20 protein-coding genes and 5 tRNA genes are annotated in these 20,051 nt (G+C 43.6%); 1 reads left to right on the plus strand and 24 read right to left on the minus strand.

The genetic code is table 11. From position 1 onward, the window contains the following. Positions 1-288: 288 nt before the first annotated feature. The 24 genes from rplA to JZ787_RS09580 all read right to left on the minus strand — a co-directional run bounded on the left by rplA (position 289) and on the right by JZ787_RS09580 (position 18,619). On the minus strand, positions 289-984 hold the full coding sequence (rplA, locus tag JZ787_RS09465; RefSeq protein ID WP_010325731.1) for a 50S ribosomal protein L1: 696 nt from the start codon (positions 982-984) through the stop codon (positions 289-291). A gap of 3 nt (positions 985-987) precedes the next feature. Next, entirely contained in the window at positions 988-1,416 is a 429-nt protein-coding gene (rplK, locus tag JZ787_RS09470; protein WP_004668262.1) for a 50S ribosomal protein L11, read from the minus strand. 118 nt (positions 1,417-1,534) lie between these two features. After that, positions 1,535-2,068, minus strand: coding sequence for a transcription termination/antitermination protein NusG (gene nusG / locus JZ787_RS09475; protein ID WP_004692772.1), 534 nt, complete (start codon positions 2,066-2,068; stop codon positions 1,535-1,537). A 7-nt stretch (positions 2,069-2,075) separates the two neighbouring features. Continuing rightward, positions 2,076-2,516 (minus strand): preprotein translocase subunit SecE, encoded by a 441-nt coding sequence (gene secE / locus JZ787_RS09480; RefSeq protein ID WP_004692774.1) that lies wholly within the window; start codon positions 2,514-2,516, stop codon positions 2,076-2,078. A 76-nt stretch (positions 2,517-2,592) separates the two neighbouring features. Then, positions 2,593-2,668, minus strand: a tRNA-Trp gene (locus JZ787_RS09485). A gap of 48 nt (positions 2,669-2,716) precedes the next feature. Beyond that, on the minus strand, positions 2,717-3,907 hold the full coding sequence (tuf, locus tag JZ787_RS09490; protein WP_010325730.1) for an elongation factor Tu: 1,191 nt from the start codon (positions 3,905-3,907) through the stop codon (positions 2,717-2,719). 147 nt (positions 3,908-4,054) lie between these two features. Further along, positions 4,055-4,129, minus strand: a tRNA-Thr gene (locus JZ787_RS09495). Between the two features lie 17 nt (positions 4,130-4,146). Next, positions 4,147-4,222: transfer RNA gene (locus JZ787_RS09500), tRNA-Gly, on the minus strand. Between the two features lie 41 nt (positions 4,223-4,263). Beyond that, positions 4,264-4,347 (minus strand) — tRNA-Tyr (locus JZ787_RS09505). A gap of 54 nt (positions 4,348-4,401) precedes the next feature. Next, positions 4,402-4,477: transfer RNA gene (locus JZ787_RS09510), tRNA-Thr, on the minus strand. A gap of 98 nt (positions 4,478-4,575) precedes the next feature. Further along, entirely contained in the window at positions 4,576-6,069 is a 1,494-nt protein-coding gene (trpE, locus tag JZ787_RS09515; protein WP_148826887.1) for an anthranilate synthase component I, read from the minus strand. A 111-nt stretch (positions 6,070-6,180) separates the two neighbouring features. Further along, a complete protein-coding gene (locus JZ787_RS09520) occupies positions 6,181-6,849 on the minus strand; it encodes an HAD-IA family hydrolase (RefSeq protein ID WP_346312185.1) in 669 nt (222 codons plus the stop codon). Between the two features lie 85 nt (positions 6,850-6,934). Continuing rightward, positions 6,935-7,678 (minus strand): FHA domain-containing protein, encoded by a 744-nt coding sequence (locus JZ787_RS09525; RefSeq protein ID WP_346312186.1) that lies wholly within the window; start codon positions 7,676-7,678, stop codon positions 6,935-6,937. A gap of 87 nt (positions 7,679-7,765) precedes the next feature. After that, entirely contained in the window at positions 7,766-10,123 is a 2,358-nt protein-coding gene (gene gspD / locus JZ787_RS09530; RefSeq protein WP_346312187.1) for a type II secretion system secretin GspD, read from the minus strand. Between the two features lie 39 nt (positions 10,124-10,162). Further along, the gene (locus JZ787_RS09535; RefSeq protein WP_238893712.1) at positions 10,163-10,987 is read right to left on the minus strand and encodes a type II secretion system protein N; all 825 of its coding nucleotides are present in this window, start codon (positions 10,985-10,987) and stop codon (positions 10,163-10,165) included. Next, on the minus strand, positions 10,987-11,697 hold the full coding sequence (gene gspN / locus JZ787_RS09540) for a type II secretion system protein N (protein ID WP_078425920.1): 711 nt from the start codon (positions 11,695-11,697) through the stop codon (positions 10,987-10,989). The genes JZ787_RS09535 and gspN overlap by 1 nt, the downstream gene beginning before the upstream one ends. Before the next feature lie 197 nt (positions 11,698-11,894). After that, positions 11,895-12,242: an H-NS histone family protein gene (locus JZ787_RS09545; RefSeq protein ID WP_171056712.1), complete on the minus strand. Its 348-nt coding sequence runs from the start codon at positions 12,240-12,242 to the stop codon at positions 11,895-11,897. Between the two features lie 127 nt (positions 12,243-12,369). After that, positions 12,370-12,798 carry a thioesterase family protein gene (locus tag JZ787_RS09550; RefSeq protein ID WP_004978627.1) on the minus strand — a complete coding sequence of 143 codons (429 nt, stop codon included), beginning with the start codon at positions 12,796-12,798 and terminating at the stop codon, positions 12,370-12,372. A gap of 7 nt (positions 12,799-12,805) precedes the next feature. Further along, positions 12,806-13,999: a heme biosynthesis protein HemY gene (locus JZ787_RS09555; RefSeq protein WP_346312188.1), complete on the minus strand. Its 1,194-nt coding sequence runs from the start codon at positions 13,997-13,999 to the stop codon at positions 12,806-12,808. A gap of 4 nt (positions 14,000-14,003) precedes the next feature. Further along, positions 14,004-14,846, minus strand: coding sequence for a hypothetical protein (locus JZ787_RS09560; RefSeq protein ID WP_346312189.1), 843 nt, complete (start codon positions 14,844-14,846; stop codon positions 14,004-14,006). After that, complete coding sequence (locus JZ787_RS09565; protein ID WP_346312190.1) at positions 14,843-15,622, minus strand: uroporphyrinogen-III synthase; 780 nt, start codon at positions 15,620-15,622, stop codon at positions 14,843-14,845. The genes JZ787_RS09560 and JZ787_RS09565 overlap by 4 nt, the downstream gene beginning before the upstream one ends. 12 nt (positions 15,623-15,634) lie before the next feature. Beyond that, positions 15,635-16,555: a hydroxymethylbilane synthase gene (gene hemC / locus JZ787_RS09570; protein ID WP_218289277.1), complete on the minus strand. Its 921-nt coding sequence runs from the start codon at positions 16,553-16,555 to the stop codon at positions 15,635-15,637. Positions 16,556-16,672: 117 nt separating this feature from the next. Beyond that, the gene (locus tag JZ787_RS09575) at positions 16,673-17,413 is read right to left on the minus strand and encodes a LytTR family DNA-binding domain-containing protein (RefSeq protein WP_004978616.1); all 741 of its coding nucleotides are present in this window, start codon (positions 17,411-17,413) and stop codon (positions 16,673-16,675) included. 51 nt (positions 17,414-17,464) lie between these two features. After that, positions 17,465-18,619, minus strand: a complete 1,155-nt coding sequence (locus tag JZ787_RS09580) for a histidine kinase (RefSeq protein WP_346312191.1) — start codon at positions 18,617-18,619, stop codon at positions 17,465-17,467. On the opposite strand from JZ787_RS09580, the gene argH reads away from it, so the two are divergent. Further along, on the plus strand, positions 18,610-20,043 hold the full coding sequence (gene argH, locus JZ787_RS09585) for an argininosuccinate lyase (protein WP_058868743.1): 1,434 nt from the start codon (positions 18,610-18,612) through the stop codon (positions 20,041-20,043). The genes JZ787_RS09580 and argH overlap by 10 nt on opposite strands. The last annotated feature ends 8 nt before the right edge of the window (positions 20,044-20,051 follow it).

Here is a 20,051-nt window from a genome sequence, read left to right on the forward strand (position 1 = left end):
AACGGTGATTTATGTACTTACGCGAAGTACACTCCCAATTCGCAAGTTCATCACTGAACTTACACGCGGAGGATGAACAAATCACACCACCGCGTCTACTCAGGCTGGGAAATTAAGAAAGTAATCGAAATTACTCTCGCCTGAGGTCTTTGACGCTGATAAATCTACATTTACCAATTCAAAGTTTGCCTAAGTTTGCAAGTAGTCCGAAACCGGTTTCTCTTGCGTAATATTTGAAGCAGTGCTTCAAATATTACTCAGGGCTTTAAAATTCTGTCTAAGTTAAACTTAGTTAGAAACGTTGTTTACATCAACAACAAGACCTGGACCCATAGTTGAGCTCAAAGTGATCTTTTTGATGTATACACCTTTAGATGTCGCAGGCTTTAACTTTTTCAAGTCTGCAATCAAAGTTTCAACGTTTTGACGAACAGCTTCAGCAGAGAAATCTACTTGACCGATCGCAGCGTGGATAATACCCGCTTTGTCTACACGGTAACGTGCTTGACCAGCTTTTGCATTTTTAACTGCACCAGCTACGTCAGGAGTTACAGTACCCACTTTAGGGTTTGGCATTAAGCCACGTGGACCAAGAATCGTACCCAACTTACCCACAACGCGCATTGCATCAGGAGCAGCAATCACTACATCAAAGTCAAGGTTACCCGCTTGGATGCTTTCAGCAAGGTCATCAAAACCAACCACGTCCGCGCCTTCAGCTTTAGCAGCTTCAGCAGCAGCGCCTTGAGCAAACACAGCTACACGTACAGTTTTACCAGTACCTGCAGGAAGTGTAGTCGCGCCACGAACAACTTGGTCAGATTTACGAGGGTCAACACCTAGGTTTACCGCAACATCCAAAGATTCTTTGAATTTCGCAGCAGGAAGACCAGCAAGAACAGCTACGGCTTCTTCTAAAGTGTAAACTTTGTTTGCTTCAATAGCAGCAGCAATGGCTTTTTGACGTTTAGTTAACTTTGCCATGTCTTATAGCTCCACTTCCAAGCCCATAGAACGTGCAGAACCAGCGATGGTACGAACACGTGCGTCTAAATCAGCACCAGTTAAATCTGGTTCTTTAGTAGTCGCGATTTCTTCCAATTGAGCACGAGTCAACTTACCAACTTTAGTTTTGTTAGGTACAGCAGAACCCTTTTGGATACCAGCAGCTTTCTTAAGAAGAATAGATGCAGGAGGAGTTTTCATGATGAATGTGAACGACTTGTCGTTGTACACAGTGATCACGACTGGAATTGGTAAACCAACTTCAAGTTTTTGTGTCGCAGCATTGAATTCTTTACAGAATGCCATGATGTTAACACCACGTTGACCCAATGCAGGACCAATCGGTGGAGATGGATTCGCTTTACCAGCTGGAACTTGCAGCTTGATATAGCCGTCAATCTTCTTAGCCATTTCAAATTACCTCTGGGTACAAACGCCGATGAAGGCTCCCCAATTTCTAAGTAACGATACCGTTACAACAACAATGCCTGACTTATCAATAAGCCAGGCGTTTTTCAACCACATCCAATTAAACTGATTTTTCGACTTGGCGAAATTCCAGCTCAACCTGAGTTGGTCGATTAAATACATTAATGGTCAACGTTAAACGTGACTTTTCGTATAGAACTTCTTCCACCACACCTTTAAAGTCTGTGAATGGACCGTCAATTACGAGTAATTCTTCGCCTGGTTCAAACATCGTCTTCGGACGTGGTGCTTCACCAGTATTGCGTACACGAGCAAGAATCGCATCTGCTTCACGTTGGGTAATTGGCGCCGGTTTCTCAGCCGTACCACCAATAAAACCTAAAACTTTTGGACATTCTTTAACAATGTGCCAAGTTTCATCATTCATTTCCATTTCGACCAATACATAGCCTGGAAAGAACTTACGCTCAGATTTACGTTTCTTACCATCCTTCATTTCTACCACTTCTTCGGTAGGAACAAGGACTTCACCAAAGCTATCGGCTACAGCGCTACGCTGGATTCGATCATTAAGTGAACGCATCACTTGTTTTTCATAACCTGAATAGGCATGAATAATGTACCAACGTTTCATAGCTCTCTTACCCGATAATAAACTTCATTAACCAGCCCAAAATGTAGTCAAAACACCATAATAAAATGGATGCAACAACTACAACCGCAAGCACCTGCCAAGATGTGGTCATGGTCTCTTGCTTCGTTGGCCAAGTCACTCGACGCAGCTCAATTCGTGAGTCTTTCAACAAACGAGCAAAGCCTTTGCCTTGATGGGTGGCGTATAATAAACCGAATGCCACGATGATACAAGCCAAAATTACCCCAACGCGCACCCAGATATCGTTGGCTGGTGCCCAATACGCTGGTAGGTGTTGATTCACCATGGTCGCACCAATTAATAAAATCAATGCGATAATCCATAAGACGACGTCTAGGGGAGAACCAGATTTAACTACTTCAGCAGAATTATTTCTTTGAGGGATTGCCGCGTCGCTTTGTGCGTCGCGTAATTTTTCATTCGACATTTTTGTACTCGTCGTAGGTTTCGCGACTTATTATATGACCAGTTTTGCCGACATCAAGCGTCTTTTATAAAAAAGTTGGCAGGCCAGGAGGGACTCGAACCCCCAACATTCGGTTTTGGAGACCGACGCTCTACCAATTGAACTACTGACCTGCAAAACAAATTGGAGTCGAAACCCCAATTTGTAATTTTATTTTATAATTATGCAGTTACTTTAGCAACTACACCAGCACCAACTGTACGGCCACCTTCACGGATCGCAAAACGTAGACCTGGGTCCATTGCGATTGGGTGGATTAATTCTACTGACATTTCTACGTTGTCACCAGGCATAACCATTTCAACGCCATCTTGCAATTTGATCGCGCCAGTTACGTCAGTTGTACGGAAGTAGAACTGTGGACGGTAACCGTTAAGGAATGGAGTGTGACGACCACCTTCTTCTTTAGAAAGTACGTATACTTCTGCATCAAATTTAGTGTGCGGCTTGATTGCACCTGGTTTAGCAAGTACTTGACCACGTTGTACGTCTTCACGTTTAGTACCACGTAGAAGAACACCACAGTTCTCGCCCGCACGACCTTCGTCTAGAAGTTTACGGAACATTTCTACGCCAGTTACAGTTGTTTTAACTGTATCTTTGATACCAACGATTTCAACTTCTTCGCCTACTTTCACAATACCAGTTTCTACACGGCCAGTTACTACTGTACCACGACCAGAAATAGAGAATACGTCTTCGATTGGCATTAAGAATGCTTGGTCGATTGCACGTACTGGCTCTGGAATGTAAGTATCAAGTGCGTCAACAAGCGCAACAACTGCTTCTTCGCCATACTGACCAGCGTCACCGTTAAGTGCAAGAAGAGCTGAACCACGGATAACTGGAGTGTCATCACCTGGGAAGTCATAAGTAGAAAGAAGTTCACGAACTTCCATTTCTACTAATTCAAGAAGTTCTTCATCATCAACAAGGTCACACTTGTTAAGGAATACAAGAATGTAAGGTACACCAACCTGACGAGAAAGAAGGATGTGTTCACGAGTCTGTGGCATTGGACCATCAGTCGCAGCACATACAAGGATCGCGCCGTCCATCTGAGCAGCACCAGTAATCATGTTTTTAACATAATCGGCGTGGCCCGGGCAGTCTACGTGTGCGTAGTGACGAGTTGGAGAATCGTATTCTACGTGTGAAGTATTAATTGTAATACCACGTGCTTTTTCTTCTGGTGCAGAGTCAATTGCAGCGTAGTCTTTCGCTTCGCCACCGAATTTCTTCGCACATACAGTTGCAATTGCAGCTGTTAAAGTTGTTTTACCATGGTCAACGTGACCGATTGTGCCCACGTTAACGTGTGGCTTATTACGTTCAAACTTAGCCTTAGCCATGTTCATCTTCCTCGTTTACGTCGAACACAGGTATAAACAACTCAGTATCGACACATCGCCTAAAAAATCAAACACCAAATACTTGAAAAGCAGACTAATAAGCCTGCTTCTTTAAAAAATTTGTAGAAATTCTACTAAACTGTAATCTGGAGCTCTTATCGAGATTTGAACTCGAGACCTCTCCCTTACCAAGGGAGTGCTCTACCACTGAGCTATAAGAGCAAATATAAAACTTCAAATGGAGCGGGAGACGAGGGTCGAACTCGCGACATGTAGCTTGGAAGGCTACCGCTCTACCAACTGAGCTACTCCCGCACGATGTTGGTACAAAGACCACTTTCTTGAAGTCTTAAAATTGGTGGTGAGGGAAGGATTCGAACCTTCGAAACTTTCGTAGCGGAGTTACAGTCCGCCCCCTTTGACCGCTCGGGAACCTCACCATTTTACACTTACTTCAGTGTCGCTCTTTACTCAACCTACTCAACTTTCTAAGATGGTGCCGGCACACGGATTCGAACTGTGGACCTACTGATTACAAGTCAGTTGCTCTACCAACTGAGCTATGCCGGCGTTTCTTAGTGTTTCGTACGTTTCGTATCGGAACGGTGTGCAGTTTAGCAAAACTCAAAATCCTTGCAAGTGTTTTTTTCAAAAAAAACGTCAAAAACTCACAAAATCAATCCGTTTGACGATAATTCAACCGCTTTGATCACTGCGCGAGCTTTTATTTGGGTTTCATTCCACTCAGATTCAGGATTTGAGTCATAAACAAGCCCCGCTCCTGCCTGAACATACACCTTATTTTCACGAATAACGCAGGTACGAATTGCAATCGACATGTCCATTTCGCCATGCCAGCCTAAATAACCAACAGCACCACCAAAAATTCCACGTTTTACGGGCTCAACTTGGTCAATAATTTCCATCGCACGGATTTTTGGCGCACCTGAAAGTGTGCCTGCAGGGAAAGTTGCTTTAAAAACATCCAAGGCATCCACATCATCACGAACTTCACCTTGCACATTGGAAACAATATGCATGACATGCGAATAACGTTCGATCACCATTTGATCAGTCACTTGCACTTTGCCAATTTTCGAGACACGACCGACATCATTTCGACCCAAGTCAATCAGCATTAAATGTTCAGCAATCTCTTTTTCATCCGACAGCAAGTCTTGTTCAAGCGCTAAATCTTCTTCTTTGGTTTTACCACGTGGACGTGTTCCTGCCAGCGGACGTACGGTTGCAATCCCATTTTCAAGGCGAGATAAAATTTCAGGGGAAGAACCGACAATATGAAAAGGCTGATTATTTTCCAAAGTTTGCCCTTGTACCAAGAACAAATAAGGCGATGGGTTCAAATGACGTAGCGCACGATAGACTTGTAAAGGCTCACCATCAAAGTCAGAGACCATGCGATGCCCTGGTACCACCTGCATCACATCGCCCGCACGGATGTATTCTTTCACCGTTTCAATCGATTCTAAGAATTTTGCTTTGCCCGTGAGTGACTCAAAATGCGGTGCAGTATGCGGCGTGGCTTTTAGACTAATTGGCGTTGCGAGTAAATCTTCCAATGCATCCAGTTGCTGCTGGGCTTGGTTATATGCATCCGCGTCAACCACATCGGCATGCACGATCAGGAATAGCGTATCTTTTAAGTTATCAAACACAATCACTGTTTTAGACAGCATCATCCAAATATCAGGCAAACCCACTGGATCTGCTTCTGGCGCGTTGTTTAAACGCGGTTCAATATAACGTACCGCATCATAACCAAAGTAGCCCACCAAGCCCCCTGTAAAGCTTGGCAGAGCAGGTAAATCAGCTTGAGTAGGTACTTTATACCGCGACTGAAAATCCCGGATGAATTGAAACGGATCTGTACAAGGTTGTTTTTCTATGGTGCCGTCGGCTTGTTGAATGGTTAGCTCACCCGCGTTGCATGAGAACACGGTAGATTCACCTAAACCAATAATAGAATAGCGTGCCCAATTCTCCCCACCTTCCACAGATTCAAACAAATAGGCTTGCTTATGCTCTTTTAGGCGCGCAAAGACGGACAATGGTGTCTCAGTATCGGCTAAGCGCTGACGATAGACAGGAATCAGGTTATAACCCGCTGTTTTGAGTTGATCGAATTGAGTTTGCGTTGTCATGAGTGTTCTCTATTTTTTCAATATGGCGTGATCAGTTTTTAAAATTAGTGCTTGGAGTTTCGCCATCGAAAAGTCATATGTTTACTCATGTTTATTCCTTCGTTTGCAAAGTTACCCGATCAGTTCACACAGATTATCCACCACTTGCTGTGGCTGACAGTCTAAAATATTTTCACCATGATTATAGCCATAGTTGACCACAACACAATCAATACCCGCACGGCGTGCAGCCTCAACATCATTGGATGAGTCCCCAATCATTAAGACCTGATCTTTGCTTTGCGCATATTGCTCAACACAGTGTAACAATTGACGTGGATGCGGCTTACGCTCTTCGAAACGATCGCCGCCGATGACATCCGCAAAATAATGATTCATACCTAAATGATCGACAATAGCACGTGCAGGCGCTTCAGGTTTATTGGTCACGCAAATCATGGTTTTCTTTTGCGCCAAGCCCCATTCTAAAAACTCAAGAATGCCATCGAAAGGCTGAGTTTCCACACATGGGTCGGCATTATAAATTTTTAAAAACGTATCCAACAATTGTTGTTGCTGGGCAGGATCAACTTTACCCGTTAAATGCTGCAAGGTACTTTGACAAAACAGCGCTGTTCCCTTACCAACCCAGACCCTCACCTGCGCCTCAGTAACAGTAGGCAGTTGTAAAGCATTCAGGCTCATATTCATGGCACGATGTAAATCTGTTGCTGAATCCACCAAGGTTCCATCTAGATCGAAAAGTAAAACCTCTCGCTGTGCCACATTTGCAATATTCATTCACCCTCACCCAATTTTATCGTGTACTGCCCAAAAACAATCAAGGCATGCTTGTGCATGCCTTGATTGTAGTGTGATCTGCGTTTTATTTGAACATCAGCCAAGCAATAATCGCTAAAATAATCAAGACAATAATCGAGATTAACCCCAGCGAGGCATTTTTCTGAGTTTCAGCCTCTTGTTCAACCTGTACTTTTGGAGCCTCGTTGTTCTCAACCTGAGGCACGCTAGGCGCAGTCAAATCCACCCCTGCAGGAATAGGAGCGGGTTTCGGAATACCGACATTTTGCGGCATACCGTCACGCGTTAAACTCACATTACCATCGCGTTCTTTTAGCTCAGGCATGCCCTGATCGTTCATATGCTGTGCTGCCGTTTTCGGCTGTACTGGCTCAACAACAGGCGCATCAGCACTCACTTCCGCTTGGGCCGTTTCTGAAGCAGCTACCGCTTCTGATGGCTGGCTAATCGGCGCTTCAACCACAGCTGCACCCAAAGTTGCCGCCTCTACCGATTCCACCACGTCTTCTAACGCTTTCGCAGGCTCAAAGACCGAAAATTTTAAGCTTGCAAACTGGACGATATCACCCTGCTTCAACAACGTTTCTGCCGCAATTTGCACATCATTCACATACGTGCCATTTGAAGAACCCAAGTCTTGTAGCCACAAAGCCTGTTCTTTCAGTAAAAAGGCCGCATGTTTACGCGAAATTTCAGATTGTTGTAATACAATATCCGCTGTTTGATGACGACCGACCAACATATCACGGTCAATGCTAATTTCCTGACCCGTTAATTCGCCAGTAATTGCTTGTATTTTCCAAGTCATGACTTATCTCTCTATGTGCTGATTTATGATAACACAGAGAATATTCTTTACCATTTCACCTTCCCTCACAGATGAATGGCTGGACAGCTAGGCTGAACCTATCGAGACATTCTCAGTATATCGCTCAGGGATGGAATAGCTTGTCGATACCGCCTGAGCCATGTGTGCCACGCGAGCACCTTGAACATTTTCCATTAGGTTCAAGCCAATCTGGGGATAAACCCTTGGGTATAGCTGACGCGAGGTGGTATTTTTAGGAACATTAGCAATCGGCTGTTTACGAATCGCAGGCTCAATAGCCACAGGTGTTGTTTCAACCATCGGTTGCGTTGAGGTTGGACTGCTTGGCACCTGTTGATACGATTGTGGCAAGGTCGGTTTGGTTGATGTCACAGGCAAACGCTGTTGGAAGACATCATCGACATTTTCAGGCAACTTAGCAAAGCTACCATCTTTATCCATGGCCAACTGCAAACTATAAAGCTGACTGTAACGCTGCTGAGAAAGGCGACGTGCAGACTCCCCATCCCCCACAATCGTCGGATGAATGAAAACCAGCAAATTGCGTTTCTGATCTGACTTACCATCTGAGCGGAACAAACGTCCCAATCCGGGTATTGCACCAAGACCTGGGATCGATTGGCGTGAATAAGAGGTATTATCTGAAATCAAGCCGCCTAAAACGATGGTATTGCCATGTTCAGCCAAGACCGAGGTTTTAATCGCACGTTTACTGGTGACCAAATCCTGCGCTTCACCTTTATTGGTTTTGACATCCGAAACTTCTTGTTCAATCTCTAAGCGGATGGTGCCCCCTTCACCAATATGCGGCACCACCTTAAGCGTTACACCCACATCTTTACGTTCAATGGTGGTGTAGGGATTGGCTGTACCTGAAGAGGTGGTAGAAACTGAGCCTGTTACAAACGGCACATTTTCACCCACGACAATATAGGCTTCTTCATTGTCCATGGTGACAATCGATGGGGTAGACAGCAAATTCGACTTGGTATTACTTTTTAATGCTTGGATCATCGCGCCATATAACTGACGCGAGCCATCACTGCCTTCTTTATAATCCCCAAGGATTAACGAACCACCCGCGCCAATTGCACTTGCAGCCCCCGCACCCCCCCCCGTTAAATAGTTTGCAGCAATACTTTTGAGACTCGAACCAATATTGTCAAAATTGATAATCCCAACACCACTACTTAAATCACCCATCGCCCATTGCACGCCCAGTTGGTCGGCATCGTTACCTTCCACCTCGAGAATAGTCGCCTCGATCAGGACTTGCTGACGACGGGTATCCAACTGTTGAATAGCAGACTCAATTTCACGCATCAACTGAGGGTCTGCTTTGACCACCAATGCATTTTGCGAACTATCGGCAATAATACTGACCCCGTTACTGTTAAAGCTGGTGATGTTGTTCTGATTGCGATTGGACTGGCTATTTAAGTTAATACTTGGCGTGGAAATCTGAGACGATGAACCTTCGCTCGAACTATTATTTTGGTTATAGCTGGAATTACTATTGTTATTACTGTCATTAGACTGGCTAGAATTAACAGCCTGCCCTGAGACCAAACCTTGTAAAATTTCGGATAAACTTTTGGCGCTGGCATATTTTAAGCGGAACACTTTCAATCCGCCTAGACGCTCCGCAGCAGGTACATCCAGCATCTCGATCATTTGGCGAATACGTTTACGCGTCGCGGTATCTCCTTTTAGAATAATCCGATTGGTTCGATTATCTGCAATAATTCGTATTCTGGAACCTTTTAAATCTTTGATCGAGCCCGTTCCGCTCATACTTTCTAGTAACCCAATCATTTCTTCAGCCTGACTCGACTGCAACGACACCGCTTCGATATCATTTTGTCCCGTCCCATCCAAGTTACGGATGATGGTCTCAAGCTGATAAATATTGCTGGCGCGATCTGACACAATCAGTGCATTGGTGCCATTCACCGCAGATAAATGCGCAAACTGCGGCATCAATGGACGCAGTGCAGGAATCAAGTCATTGGCATTGGTGTTTTCCAGCCAAATCACCCGCGTCACAACCTGATCGCCTGTGGCACGATGACGAACATCATAGGGAATGCCTGAGCTTTTGACATTACTGTCAGGCACAATTTTAATGGTCCGTCCAGAAGGAATCGCGACCACACCATTGACATTCAAGACCCCTAAGAACAAGTCGTAGACTTCTTGCTTATTCAACGCTTTGTTTGAAATCACCGTGACATTGCCGCGTACCCGTGGATCAACTGCAAAGTTTTTCCCAGTGATATCCGCAACTTCATTAATAAATGCAGTTAAGTCCGCATCACGCAGATTAATTTTCCATGTTTGTGCATAGCTGGCTGTACTCACCATAGCAAGCAAAGGCGCTGCGATTGTCAGTGCCCAAACAGGGCGGTGATTCAATAAAGCCATAAATCCAAGTCATTCCTAACTAATATTGGTGATGTTCGATCACTGAAAATTCTGTTGTACCGTAATGATACGATCACCACGTTTCACTTCTATTTTTACTTGTCCTTCACGGCGCGCACGTTCTAACAACTGCGCGTCGTTTTGTCCCTGTCCGATCGTTTGACCATTTAAAGACATAATCTGATCCCCTGCCTGCAAGCCTAAACGGCTTCGCAGTGCAGCTGGTGTTTGCTCAGTGACTTGATAACCTTGCCCTGTATTATTGGTATTTACACCCAAATCTTTTAAATATTGCTCACGATCTTGTTGTAAGTTCTGTACTGCTTGGCCTAATGCTTGCTGCTCTTGACTCACAGCAGGCGCTGCAACGGGTGCTGTTGATGGGGGCACAATTTGCTGATCTAAATTATCAATCCCTTGAAAAAACAATTCTCGGGTTTGCCCACTGTTATTTTTGAGAATCGCGCGATCCCAATACACCTCTGCCAAATAATAAGCGCTGCCTTCGATGTTTTCCCCCACTCGATAACGCTCTGCCACATTATTTGCCTTAATCACAGCCGATGAGAACTGACTAGGTTGCCCAACCACCACCCCTTGTAGCTGTAAATTGAGCTGATCATCTGCAGGATTCTTACTTTGCTCTGCAAATAACGCAAAATTGGTAATATTCGGAACTTGTGGTTGCTGTGAACCCAATTCAACGCGTGGCATTTGCATGACTTGTGGTGGCGCTACCCAAAGCCAAAATAAGCCAGCCAACTTCCAGCATAGTGCCAAGATCAAAAGCATTAAGCACAGTGGCGCTATACGTTCAAACTGTTTGAGATTCACTTCTGGTAATTTTTGCAGATCAAAACCCATTAAAAGCCCCCACTAAGTAAAGGCTGACGTGAACTCACCACATAACTATCTAGGCCTGCTTTGCCTTGATATGACGGGACATTCAACATGAGACGCTGGGTTAATTGCACATCTAGCATCAGACTTGGGTCGATGGTCAGGTTCATCAGTTTCTGTTGTCGTTGATCGCGTAAATCGACCATCAGCTTATTTTGCTCCTGCGACAAACGACCCGCCAACGATGGAATCTGCATTTGTTGTGGGCGCTGCGCAAAGATATACATGAGTTCGCCGCCTGCCCATTGTATTCCCCCATCTACTTGGTCAAATCCCTGCTCTTTTTTATAATTAAAATCAATTTCTTGTAACTGAATTGCATTACTCGGCCATTGCCAATTGGCCAACGACTTTAACGTTTCGGGTGCAATTTGTCCGTTTAAATCACGCACCATTATTTTTTTTCCAAACCCATAGGCCAAAACGCCTTCAAGCTTGGTATTGGCACTATAAATTTCGAGATTGGCTCCTGCACGAAGGAGCAGTAAATCTAAAGGTCGGGTGGTCCAAAGCACAGTTCCACGCAATTTTCCAGTTTGCCAATCGGCCTGTCCATGCCAAATATTACCGCTGACGTTATGTAAAACTTGGTTGTTTTTATAAAATTTTGCAATGAGCCATGCCGCAGGAATTTGCAGCAAAACAAAAATTAAAAAGGCAACGACTGCAAACATCCACCACGTGATGTATTTAGGTTTTGTGATTCTCCCACCACGAACTTTCAATTATTCTTCCTTGCTTCATTTCTTGTCTTTCTTTGATAGACATTATGCATAATTTTACAACAACACCAAACTTTAACTATAAAAAAAACCAAGCAGATGATGCTTGGTTTTTTAAGCTTATGTCACATCTGTGACAAGGTGATGACTTAGATTAGAAAATCTTCAAGCTTCGCACCTTTTTCTAACTGAGCCACTAACCAACGTGGTTGCTTACCACGACCAGTCCATGTCTCAGCAGCATTGCCTTTGTTACGGTAACGCGGTTCAACCGACTTACGTGTGCCTTTTTTACGCTTAGTCGCGCCAAACTCTAAAATTTGTTCAATGCTTAAGCCTACATTTTCCGCAATCGCGTTAATTTGGGTATAAGCATCTTCAATTGCTTGATCTTTTTTAGATGCAATTAAAGCTTCCGCTTCGATTTGTAGACGCTTTAACTCTTCTACGGATAAATTACTAATATCTGGCATTACATTAACTCCATTAACCAACATTTTATTTACTGAGTCTATTTAATAATATTTTGATTAGACCAAAGACTCAACTCATCCATGACTTAAACAACAATACTTAGACAGTATTTATATAGTCTAGCGACTTTTAAAATAAATAAAAAGATATTTATATTTGATGACCGACCGTTAACTCAAATTCTTTGAGTTTTTGACGCACCAGTTCAGGAATTAATGTTTTCTGCATATTGGTTTTATCGACACAAACAATGACCGCTTCTGCTTCCGCAACGAATGCTTGTTGCTGTTCACTCCATAATAAATAGTGCATACGAAATGCACTATTTCTGAGTTCTTCAATACGTGCACTAATTTTTAATTGGTCTGGATAAAATACTGGTTTTAAATATTTGCACTGATTTGATGCAACAACAGTTAGCACATCAGCAGATAAAATACCCGTATGTTCAATATAAGCCAAACGCGCACTTTCAACATAACGATAATACATGACATTATTAACATGACCAAAGGCATCCATATCTCCCCAAGCCACGTGTTGAGTATAAACCAATGGGTAATCTAAAACGCTCTGCATTATGCACCTATATTTTCATTTCTACAAAATTTGCATTATTTTCAAAAATTAAATTTAACTGTTTAATTAAATCTTCATCACCATTTAAAGTCGATTTGATTCTTAAATAGTTCATTAATACATTATCTGGATATAAACTTAATAACGCATCTGCCTGCTCTTGCATGCCTAAAGCAGTATAAATATGCCACTTGGCAAAACTCAAAACCGGCACACTCGTATACTTCGCCTCCCATGCTTCAATGTGTTGCTGCAAGTCCACATAATCGGGTTGCTGTTTCAAAAGTTGCTGCTGGAACCACAAATAAAATACTTCCGAATTAAACTGCTGATTGAGCAAATAAATCGACAAGTGTTCGTGCTGTTCACTCATGTCTGGCATACGTGCTAATAACTTAAGCCACAGCAGTTGAACATCATAACTGCGGCTGAAAATCTGATCAGACAAGTCCAAATAACGTTGTTTTAAATCCTCTAAATTTTCATAATTAGCTTGATCAAATTTTATCAACAAACGCTTCAGCCATGCTTTTTTCACATCTTGATCTAAATGACCATATTGCGTTGAGCGTAAATAAAGCCATGGAAACTGAATCGCAAAACGCCCCCATAGCTCTTTTAAACACGCTTCATAAGCGGTTTGCACATCTTTAAGCCAAGGTGACAGTTCATGTTGATTGAGAAACTCTAGATGAGTTAAAGCTTGTTCTGCATCTTCTTGTGCTAAAAACAGTTCAATACGTTGCAGTTCAGCCAACTCAAAGGCCATGGCATTGCTTTGGCTCAAGGCGCTTAAGGCTTCAGGGAACTGCTCCTGCATCAAATATAAACGTGCATCGATAATACTTTTGAGCAAGCCCGACTGCGTGAAGGCATTTTGAATAAAGGCTTGTTGATCTCGGCCTGCATCCAACAACCAAATCACAGCCAGTTGTTCATAAGGATGCAAACTTTTAAAATCAAAAACGGTTTCCGCTTTGCGTTTTTCTCGACTGAGATAACGCTTTAGCCCCAACCAAACCAAATGCAAGCTAAAACTGAGCAACGCTAGCGCAATAAATACGATCCAGAGATTGGTTTGTAACTGCCAGTCATGCCAAAACACGTAGACATAACCTGCACCATGCCCATAACTCAAGACACTCAACGCAGCAATTGCAATTAAACTCACCAAACCATAAGCAATCAGTATTTGTTTCATTCCATTACCCCAACAACGCACGCGTACTTAAAATAGGCGTTGGGACAACCACCAATGTTTTCAGCTTATTCAGTTGTTTCAACAGCTCTTTGGCTTTAGGGTCTGGAAGTTGTTGGATCAACAGCATCACTTCGGTTAAGTCTTTTTGATATTCGGTATATTGCCCTGCAGCTAAGGCTTGGCGTGCCAACAGTAAACGTAACTGAGCTTCTTTAAGCACGATTTGTCGTTGCATTAACGCTGTTGCAGGTGCTTGCGCAGGTTCGAGCCTCAACCATTGCTTCCAAAAGGATTCGGACGTATCGCGCGTGGTGTTTAACTGAGGTTGTTGTATTTCTCGACTTAAAGCCTGATCAATCTGTTGCAGCTGGCGGTTAATCAGCGCTTGCTGCTCATTGCGCTCAGCCACAAACTTCTGAATGGTTTGCATATCTCGCGCTATGACCTGATGCAAACTTTGCTTCAACGCCACAGCCAAGTTATATTTTTCCAGCTGCATATCTAAAAAGGCCAGCTTATCAGTGGCCACCACATACTGCTGTTGCTTTAAGGCAAACTCAACCAAGTCCAGCTGTTGCTTAATAAACAAAATTGGATCAATGCCTTCAACCACCAATTCGGCAGGTTGGCTAATCGTCGCATTCGCTGCTGTTGGGTCTTGTTTCAACGTTTCTTTTTGACGCTGCATAGCCACGACTTGATCGTTCAAATTGGCGCTGCGCTGTTCGATTTGGTGCATTTCATTGAGCAACGTGGCTTGCTGTGTACTCAGCCCCCACACGTCATAACTTAGCTTCGCAATCCACGCCAATGCAGCCATCAATACAATGATAAGAATCTTCTTCATGCGTTCCCTTGCTCACTTTGTAACAACTGTACAATCGCGGCTGTCTTTAAATCTTTCAGTACACTCATTTTAAACGGCACATGCATTTGCTGTTGATACTGTTTCAAGATCTGTGCCAAACGCTCACCCAACACCAAAAAGTGTCCTTTTTGCAGGAGCTGAATATTTGTGTCCAGCAGCGCTAACCAATTCAGCCAACTGGCCTCACTGCTGATCAGTGCGACGTAGTGATTATGTTCTGATAAACATTGAATTAGTTCAGCCTGTTGCTGCATCGTTTCATTTGGACAATGGCGCTCATACAAAACAAAGTTCAGTATATGACGCCCGTGTTGCATTAAGGTGTCCATCATAAACTGACGCCCACCTTCTCCTCGCCAAAATGCAATACTTGCATCACTGGCTAAGTTCTGCAAAACAGGCAGTTGTAACATCCCTTCAGAGGTTTCCACCTCAGGCACCACACTGTCCACACCATATTCAGCCAAAGCCTGCGCTGTTTTTTGTCCAACCGCAATCCATTGAATATGCTGTAAATCGGACACCGTTAAACCGTTTTGCAGCAAATGTGCCATACCAAACTGCACAGCACTGGGGCTGACCACCACAATCACTTGGGTGTGCGCTAACTGTCGATACAAGCGTGCCAGATCATGATCCCATGCTCTAGGCAACAACTCCAGTAACGGCAATGGATAGACCTCAACAGCCTGTTGCTCTAGTGCCATCGTGAGGCTTGCCGCGCGATCAACAGGGCGCGTATTAATAAACAGCATCGTTAAGACATATTAGTGATAAAAGGCTTTGAGTAAATCACCTGCACCTTGAGCCAATAACTCTTGTGCAAGGACAACCCCCAAATGTTCGGCTTCAGCGGCATCACCCGCCACTTGTGCTTTGAGTAGCGTTTGCCCATCGACACTCCCCACACGCCCTTCGAGCTGAATACGGTTGTCTGCTAAAGTGGCATAGCCTGCAATGGGTACCTGACATCCACCTTCAAGATAAGCATTGAAAGCACGTTCAGCGCGAACACAGGTATCGGTTTCTACATGCAGTAAAGGATGGATCAAATCCAATACCGCTTGATCATTTGCACGGCACTCTAACCCTAAAGCGCCCTGACCCACGGCAGGTAAACTCAACTCAGGTCGAATGGTATGACGGATACGTTCTGCCAACCCCAAGCGTTTTAATCCCGCACTGGCCAAAATAATGGCATCGTACTGACCCGCATCCAATTTAGATAAACGCGTTCCCACGTTGCCACGTAAATCGATAATCTCTAGGTCGGGTCGTTGTTTTAAAATTTGGCATTTACGGCGCAAACTCGAAGTGCCGACCTTTGCTCCTTGTGGCAATGCATCAAAACTCGCGTAACTATTCGACACAAAAGCATCTAAAGGATCTTCACGCTCACAAATGACGGCCAGCGATAAACCCTCAGGCAAAGCCATTGGAACATCTTTCATCGAATGCACCGCCAAATCGGCACGACCATCCAATAACGCTGCTTCAAGCTCTTTGACAAATAAACCTTTGCCACCAATTTTTGCCAATGGTGTATCTAAAATTTTGTCCCCTTGGGTAACAAAAGTCACCAACTCTACTGTGAGCCCCGCATGCAGTGCTTCTAAACGAGCACGAATATGTTCAGCTTGCCAAAGAGCAAGCGGGCTTTGTCGAGTAGCGATCTTTAGGGTTTTCATAAATTTTAGTATGTGCCAATAAGAATGAAACTATCTTAAACTGAATTTCCCCCATTGGAAATGTATTCAGCCCAAAGCGCCCCGTCTCATCAGCAGCAGAGTCATTAAATTGGTGTGCTAAAGCTTATGTAAGCGCTCACGCAAACCTGGTAAATGCCGTCGACTCACCGCTAGACGCTCATCTAACTCACGGCAACGCACTTGATACTGCCCAGAGTTGACCACTTCAAGCCCTTCTAAAAAGTGAACTGAAACCAAGGCATTACGGTGAATACGAATAAAGGCCTCCCCAAACTCATGCTCTAAGTCTTTTAAGGTTTCATCAATTAAGACACTGCCGTTTTTGTGGCGTACCGTGACATATTTTTGATCCGCCAAAAAATAATAAATATTTTCAATGGGCACCAATTCCACACCACGATAGGTTTTCGCTGCGATTTGATGTCGCTTTACGTTAAATTCGTCCATATTTTCTTTTTGTTTTATCTCGCTCATTTGAGCTTGGGTTAATTTAGTGAGGTGACCAAGCACCTGTTGCAATTCCTGTTGCATCACTGGTTTTAATAAATAACCTTCTGCATGTGACTTAAATGCATCGAGCGCATGTTCATCATAAGCCGTACAAAACACCAAAGCAGGCATCGGTTCAAGCTGTCGCAAATAATGCGCACAGGTCAACCCATCCATTTCTGGCATTTGAATATCTAAAAGCACCACATCTGGTTCATATTGTTGAGTTAATTCAATTGCTTGTTGACCATGTGAGGCTGTTGCCACCACTTGATGTCCGAGCTGACTCACCAATCTAGACAAACGTTCGATTGCTAAAGGCTCATCATCACAAATTAGGATGTCCATTTATCTCCTCCCCAACAGTCACCTTGTTTATTTTTATAGGTTCACTGCGGCTTATTTATATTGATACTGCACAACAGTGGTATACATTCCCTCCCCTGCATAGGTTTGAAAGCTCACAGTTCGCCCAAAATATGCTTCTAGACGCTGCTTCACATTTTCAATGGCAATACCATGTCCTTGTCGTTTATGAATTGTTTCCTTTGTAAATGGGTTGGTTATGACGATATTAACTTGATTTTGCAATATTTCAATCAGTACACTTATCGTACTCTTAGTTAAAAATTTTTCAACACCATGAAAAATACTATTTTCAAGTAAAGGTTGTAAAGTTAAGAGTGGAATTTGTACCTGCTTACACAATTCGGCATGCTCGATTTTCCATTCAACCTGTAAACGATCTCCCAAACGAATTTGCTCAATCGCCAAATAACGCTGACACAACTCAATTTCATCACTGAGCTTGACCAGTTTGAGTTCTTGGAAACTGGCTCTAAACAGACGCGATAGATTGAGCAACATCTGTTCGGCTTTATCTGGATCAATCGCGATCAAGCTAATCACATTATTTAAACTATTAAACAAAAAATGCGGGTGGATACGGGCTTGCATCGCCTGTACCCGTGCATTCAGCTCACTGTTTTGCTGCCTAAACCATTGCTCTCTTAGGTACAAATAACGAAAACAAAAGCTGCCTAACAACAAGCCATAACCCAAATGCAAAGCCACATCATTCCATAAGATGACTGAAGTCAAACCTTTGAAACTAAAATTAGCTCCAAAGAAGATCAGTATATTAAGGCTGAGCGTGGTCACCAACACAATGATCTGCAATAGAAAAAAGCCTGACAATAAAGTCATACCCAGACCCAAATTCTGCAACTTTTTTTGTCCATATTGCATTAGCGCAGCAAAAGACAGTAAAACCCAATTAATGTAAAGCATATAGCCCAGCACATGCTCAAACACCAAGTTTGACCAAGACTGTGCCTCGGCCAAAGCCAACAGCATGGCCAACAAATTTCCCCCAACAAATAATTCCAACAAATGCGGCCATTGCACGATTTTGCTAAATAAATAAGAGATATTTGGCTTAACCATACTGGAAGTTAAACTTTGCGCATCTTGAACTTCGGCAAGTTGTCTTGAATTTGTTATACTCATGCGAGTTCTACCGCTTTTTATCTTATTGAGCCGACATGACCACATCTTCTAATTCCTCAAATCCGTCACAAGCCCAAACTTCGGGTATGTGGGGCGGTCGTTTCTCTGAAGCTACTGATGCCTTTGTTGCTGAATTTACAGCATCTGTACAATTTGACCAACGCTTTTATAAACAAGATATTGCAGGTTCTATTGCTCATGCGACCATGCTTGCAAAAGTTGGCGTTCTGACTGAACAAGAACGCGATGACATCATTAATGGCTTAAACACCATTCAAGCTGAAATCGAAGCGGGTCAGTTCGAATGGCGTATTGACCTAGAAGATGTGCACATGAACATTGAGTCACGTTTGACTCAACGGATTGGCATCACAGGTAAAAAGCTCCACACCGGTCGTAGCCGTAATGACCAAGTGGCAACCGACATTCGCCTCTATGTCCGCGATGAGATCGATGCCATTTTAGAATTACTGAAAAAATTACAAAAAGGTATTTTGAGTATTGCTGCGCAGAACACACATACCATTATGCCGGGCTTCACCCACTTACAAACGGCACAGCCCGTGACTTTTGGTCACCATCTGTTGGCATGGTTTGAAATGTTAGTACGTGACTCTGAACGTCTCATTGACTGTCGTAAACGTACTAACCGTATGCCTTTAGGTTCAGCAGCACTTGCGGGTACCACTTACCCAATCGACCGCGCATTTACAGCAGAGTTACTGGGTTTTGAAGCGGTTTCTGAAAACTCGCTCGATGCAGTATCTGACCGTGACTTTGGTATTGAATTCAATGCTGCGGCGTCTCTGATCATGATGCACTTATCACGCATGTCAGAAGAACTGATTCTTTGGACATCTGCACAGTTTAAGTTTGTAAACATTCCAGACCGTTTCTGTACTGGCTCTTCAATCATGCCACAAAAGAAAAATCCAGATGTTCCAGAGTTAGTGCGCGGTAAAACAGGCCGTGTCTATGGCGACCTGATGAGCTTGTTAACACTGATGAAAGGTCAACCGTTGGCGTATAACAAAGACAACCAAGAAGACAAAGAACCGTTGTTTGATGCGATTGATACCGTGCGTGGATCGCTCATGGCTTTTGCAGACATGATTCCTGCTTTGGTGCCAAACATTGAAATCATGCGTGAAGCAGCGCTGCGTGGTTTCTCAACCGCAACCGACTTGGCTGATTACCTTGTAAAAAATGGCGTAGCTTTCCGTGATGCACATGAAATTGTGGGTAAAGCCGTTGCTTTAGGTGTTCAAGAGTCAAAAGATCTTTCTGAATTGACTCTTGAACAACTTCAACAGTTCTCTGACTTAATTCAAGCGGATGTATTTGAAAAAGCACTAACCCTTGAAGCGTCAGTCAATGCACGTAACCACATTGGTGGAACTGCACCTGCGCAAGTAGAAGCTGCAATTGAACGTGCCCATGCGCGTTTAGAAAAACTTTATGCTCAATAAGGACGTCT

This window comes from Acinetobacter sp. BWR-L5 (assembly GCF_039655985.1).
Taxonomy (GTDB): domain Bacteria; phylum Pseudomonadota; class Gammaproteobacteria; order Pseudomonadales; family Moraxellaceae; genus Acinetobacter; species Acinetobacter johnsonii.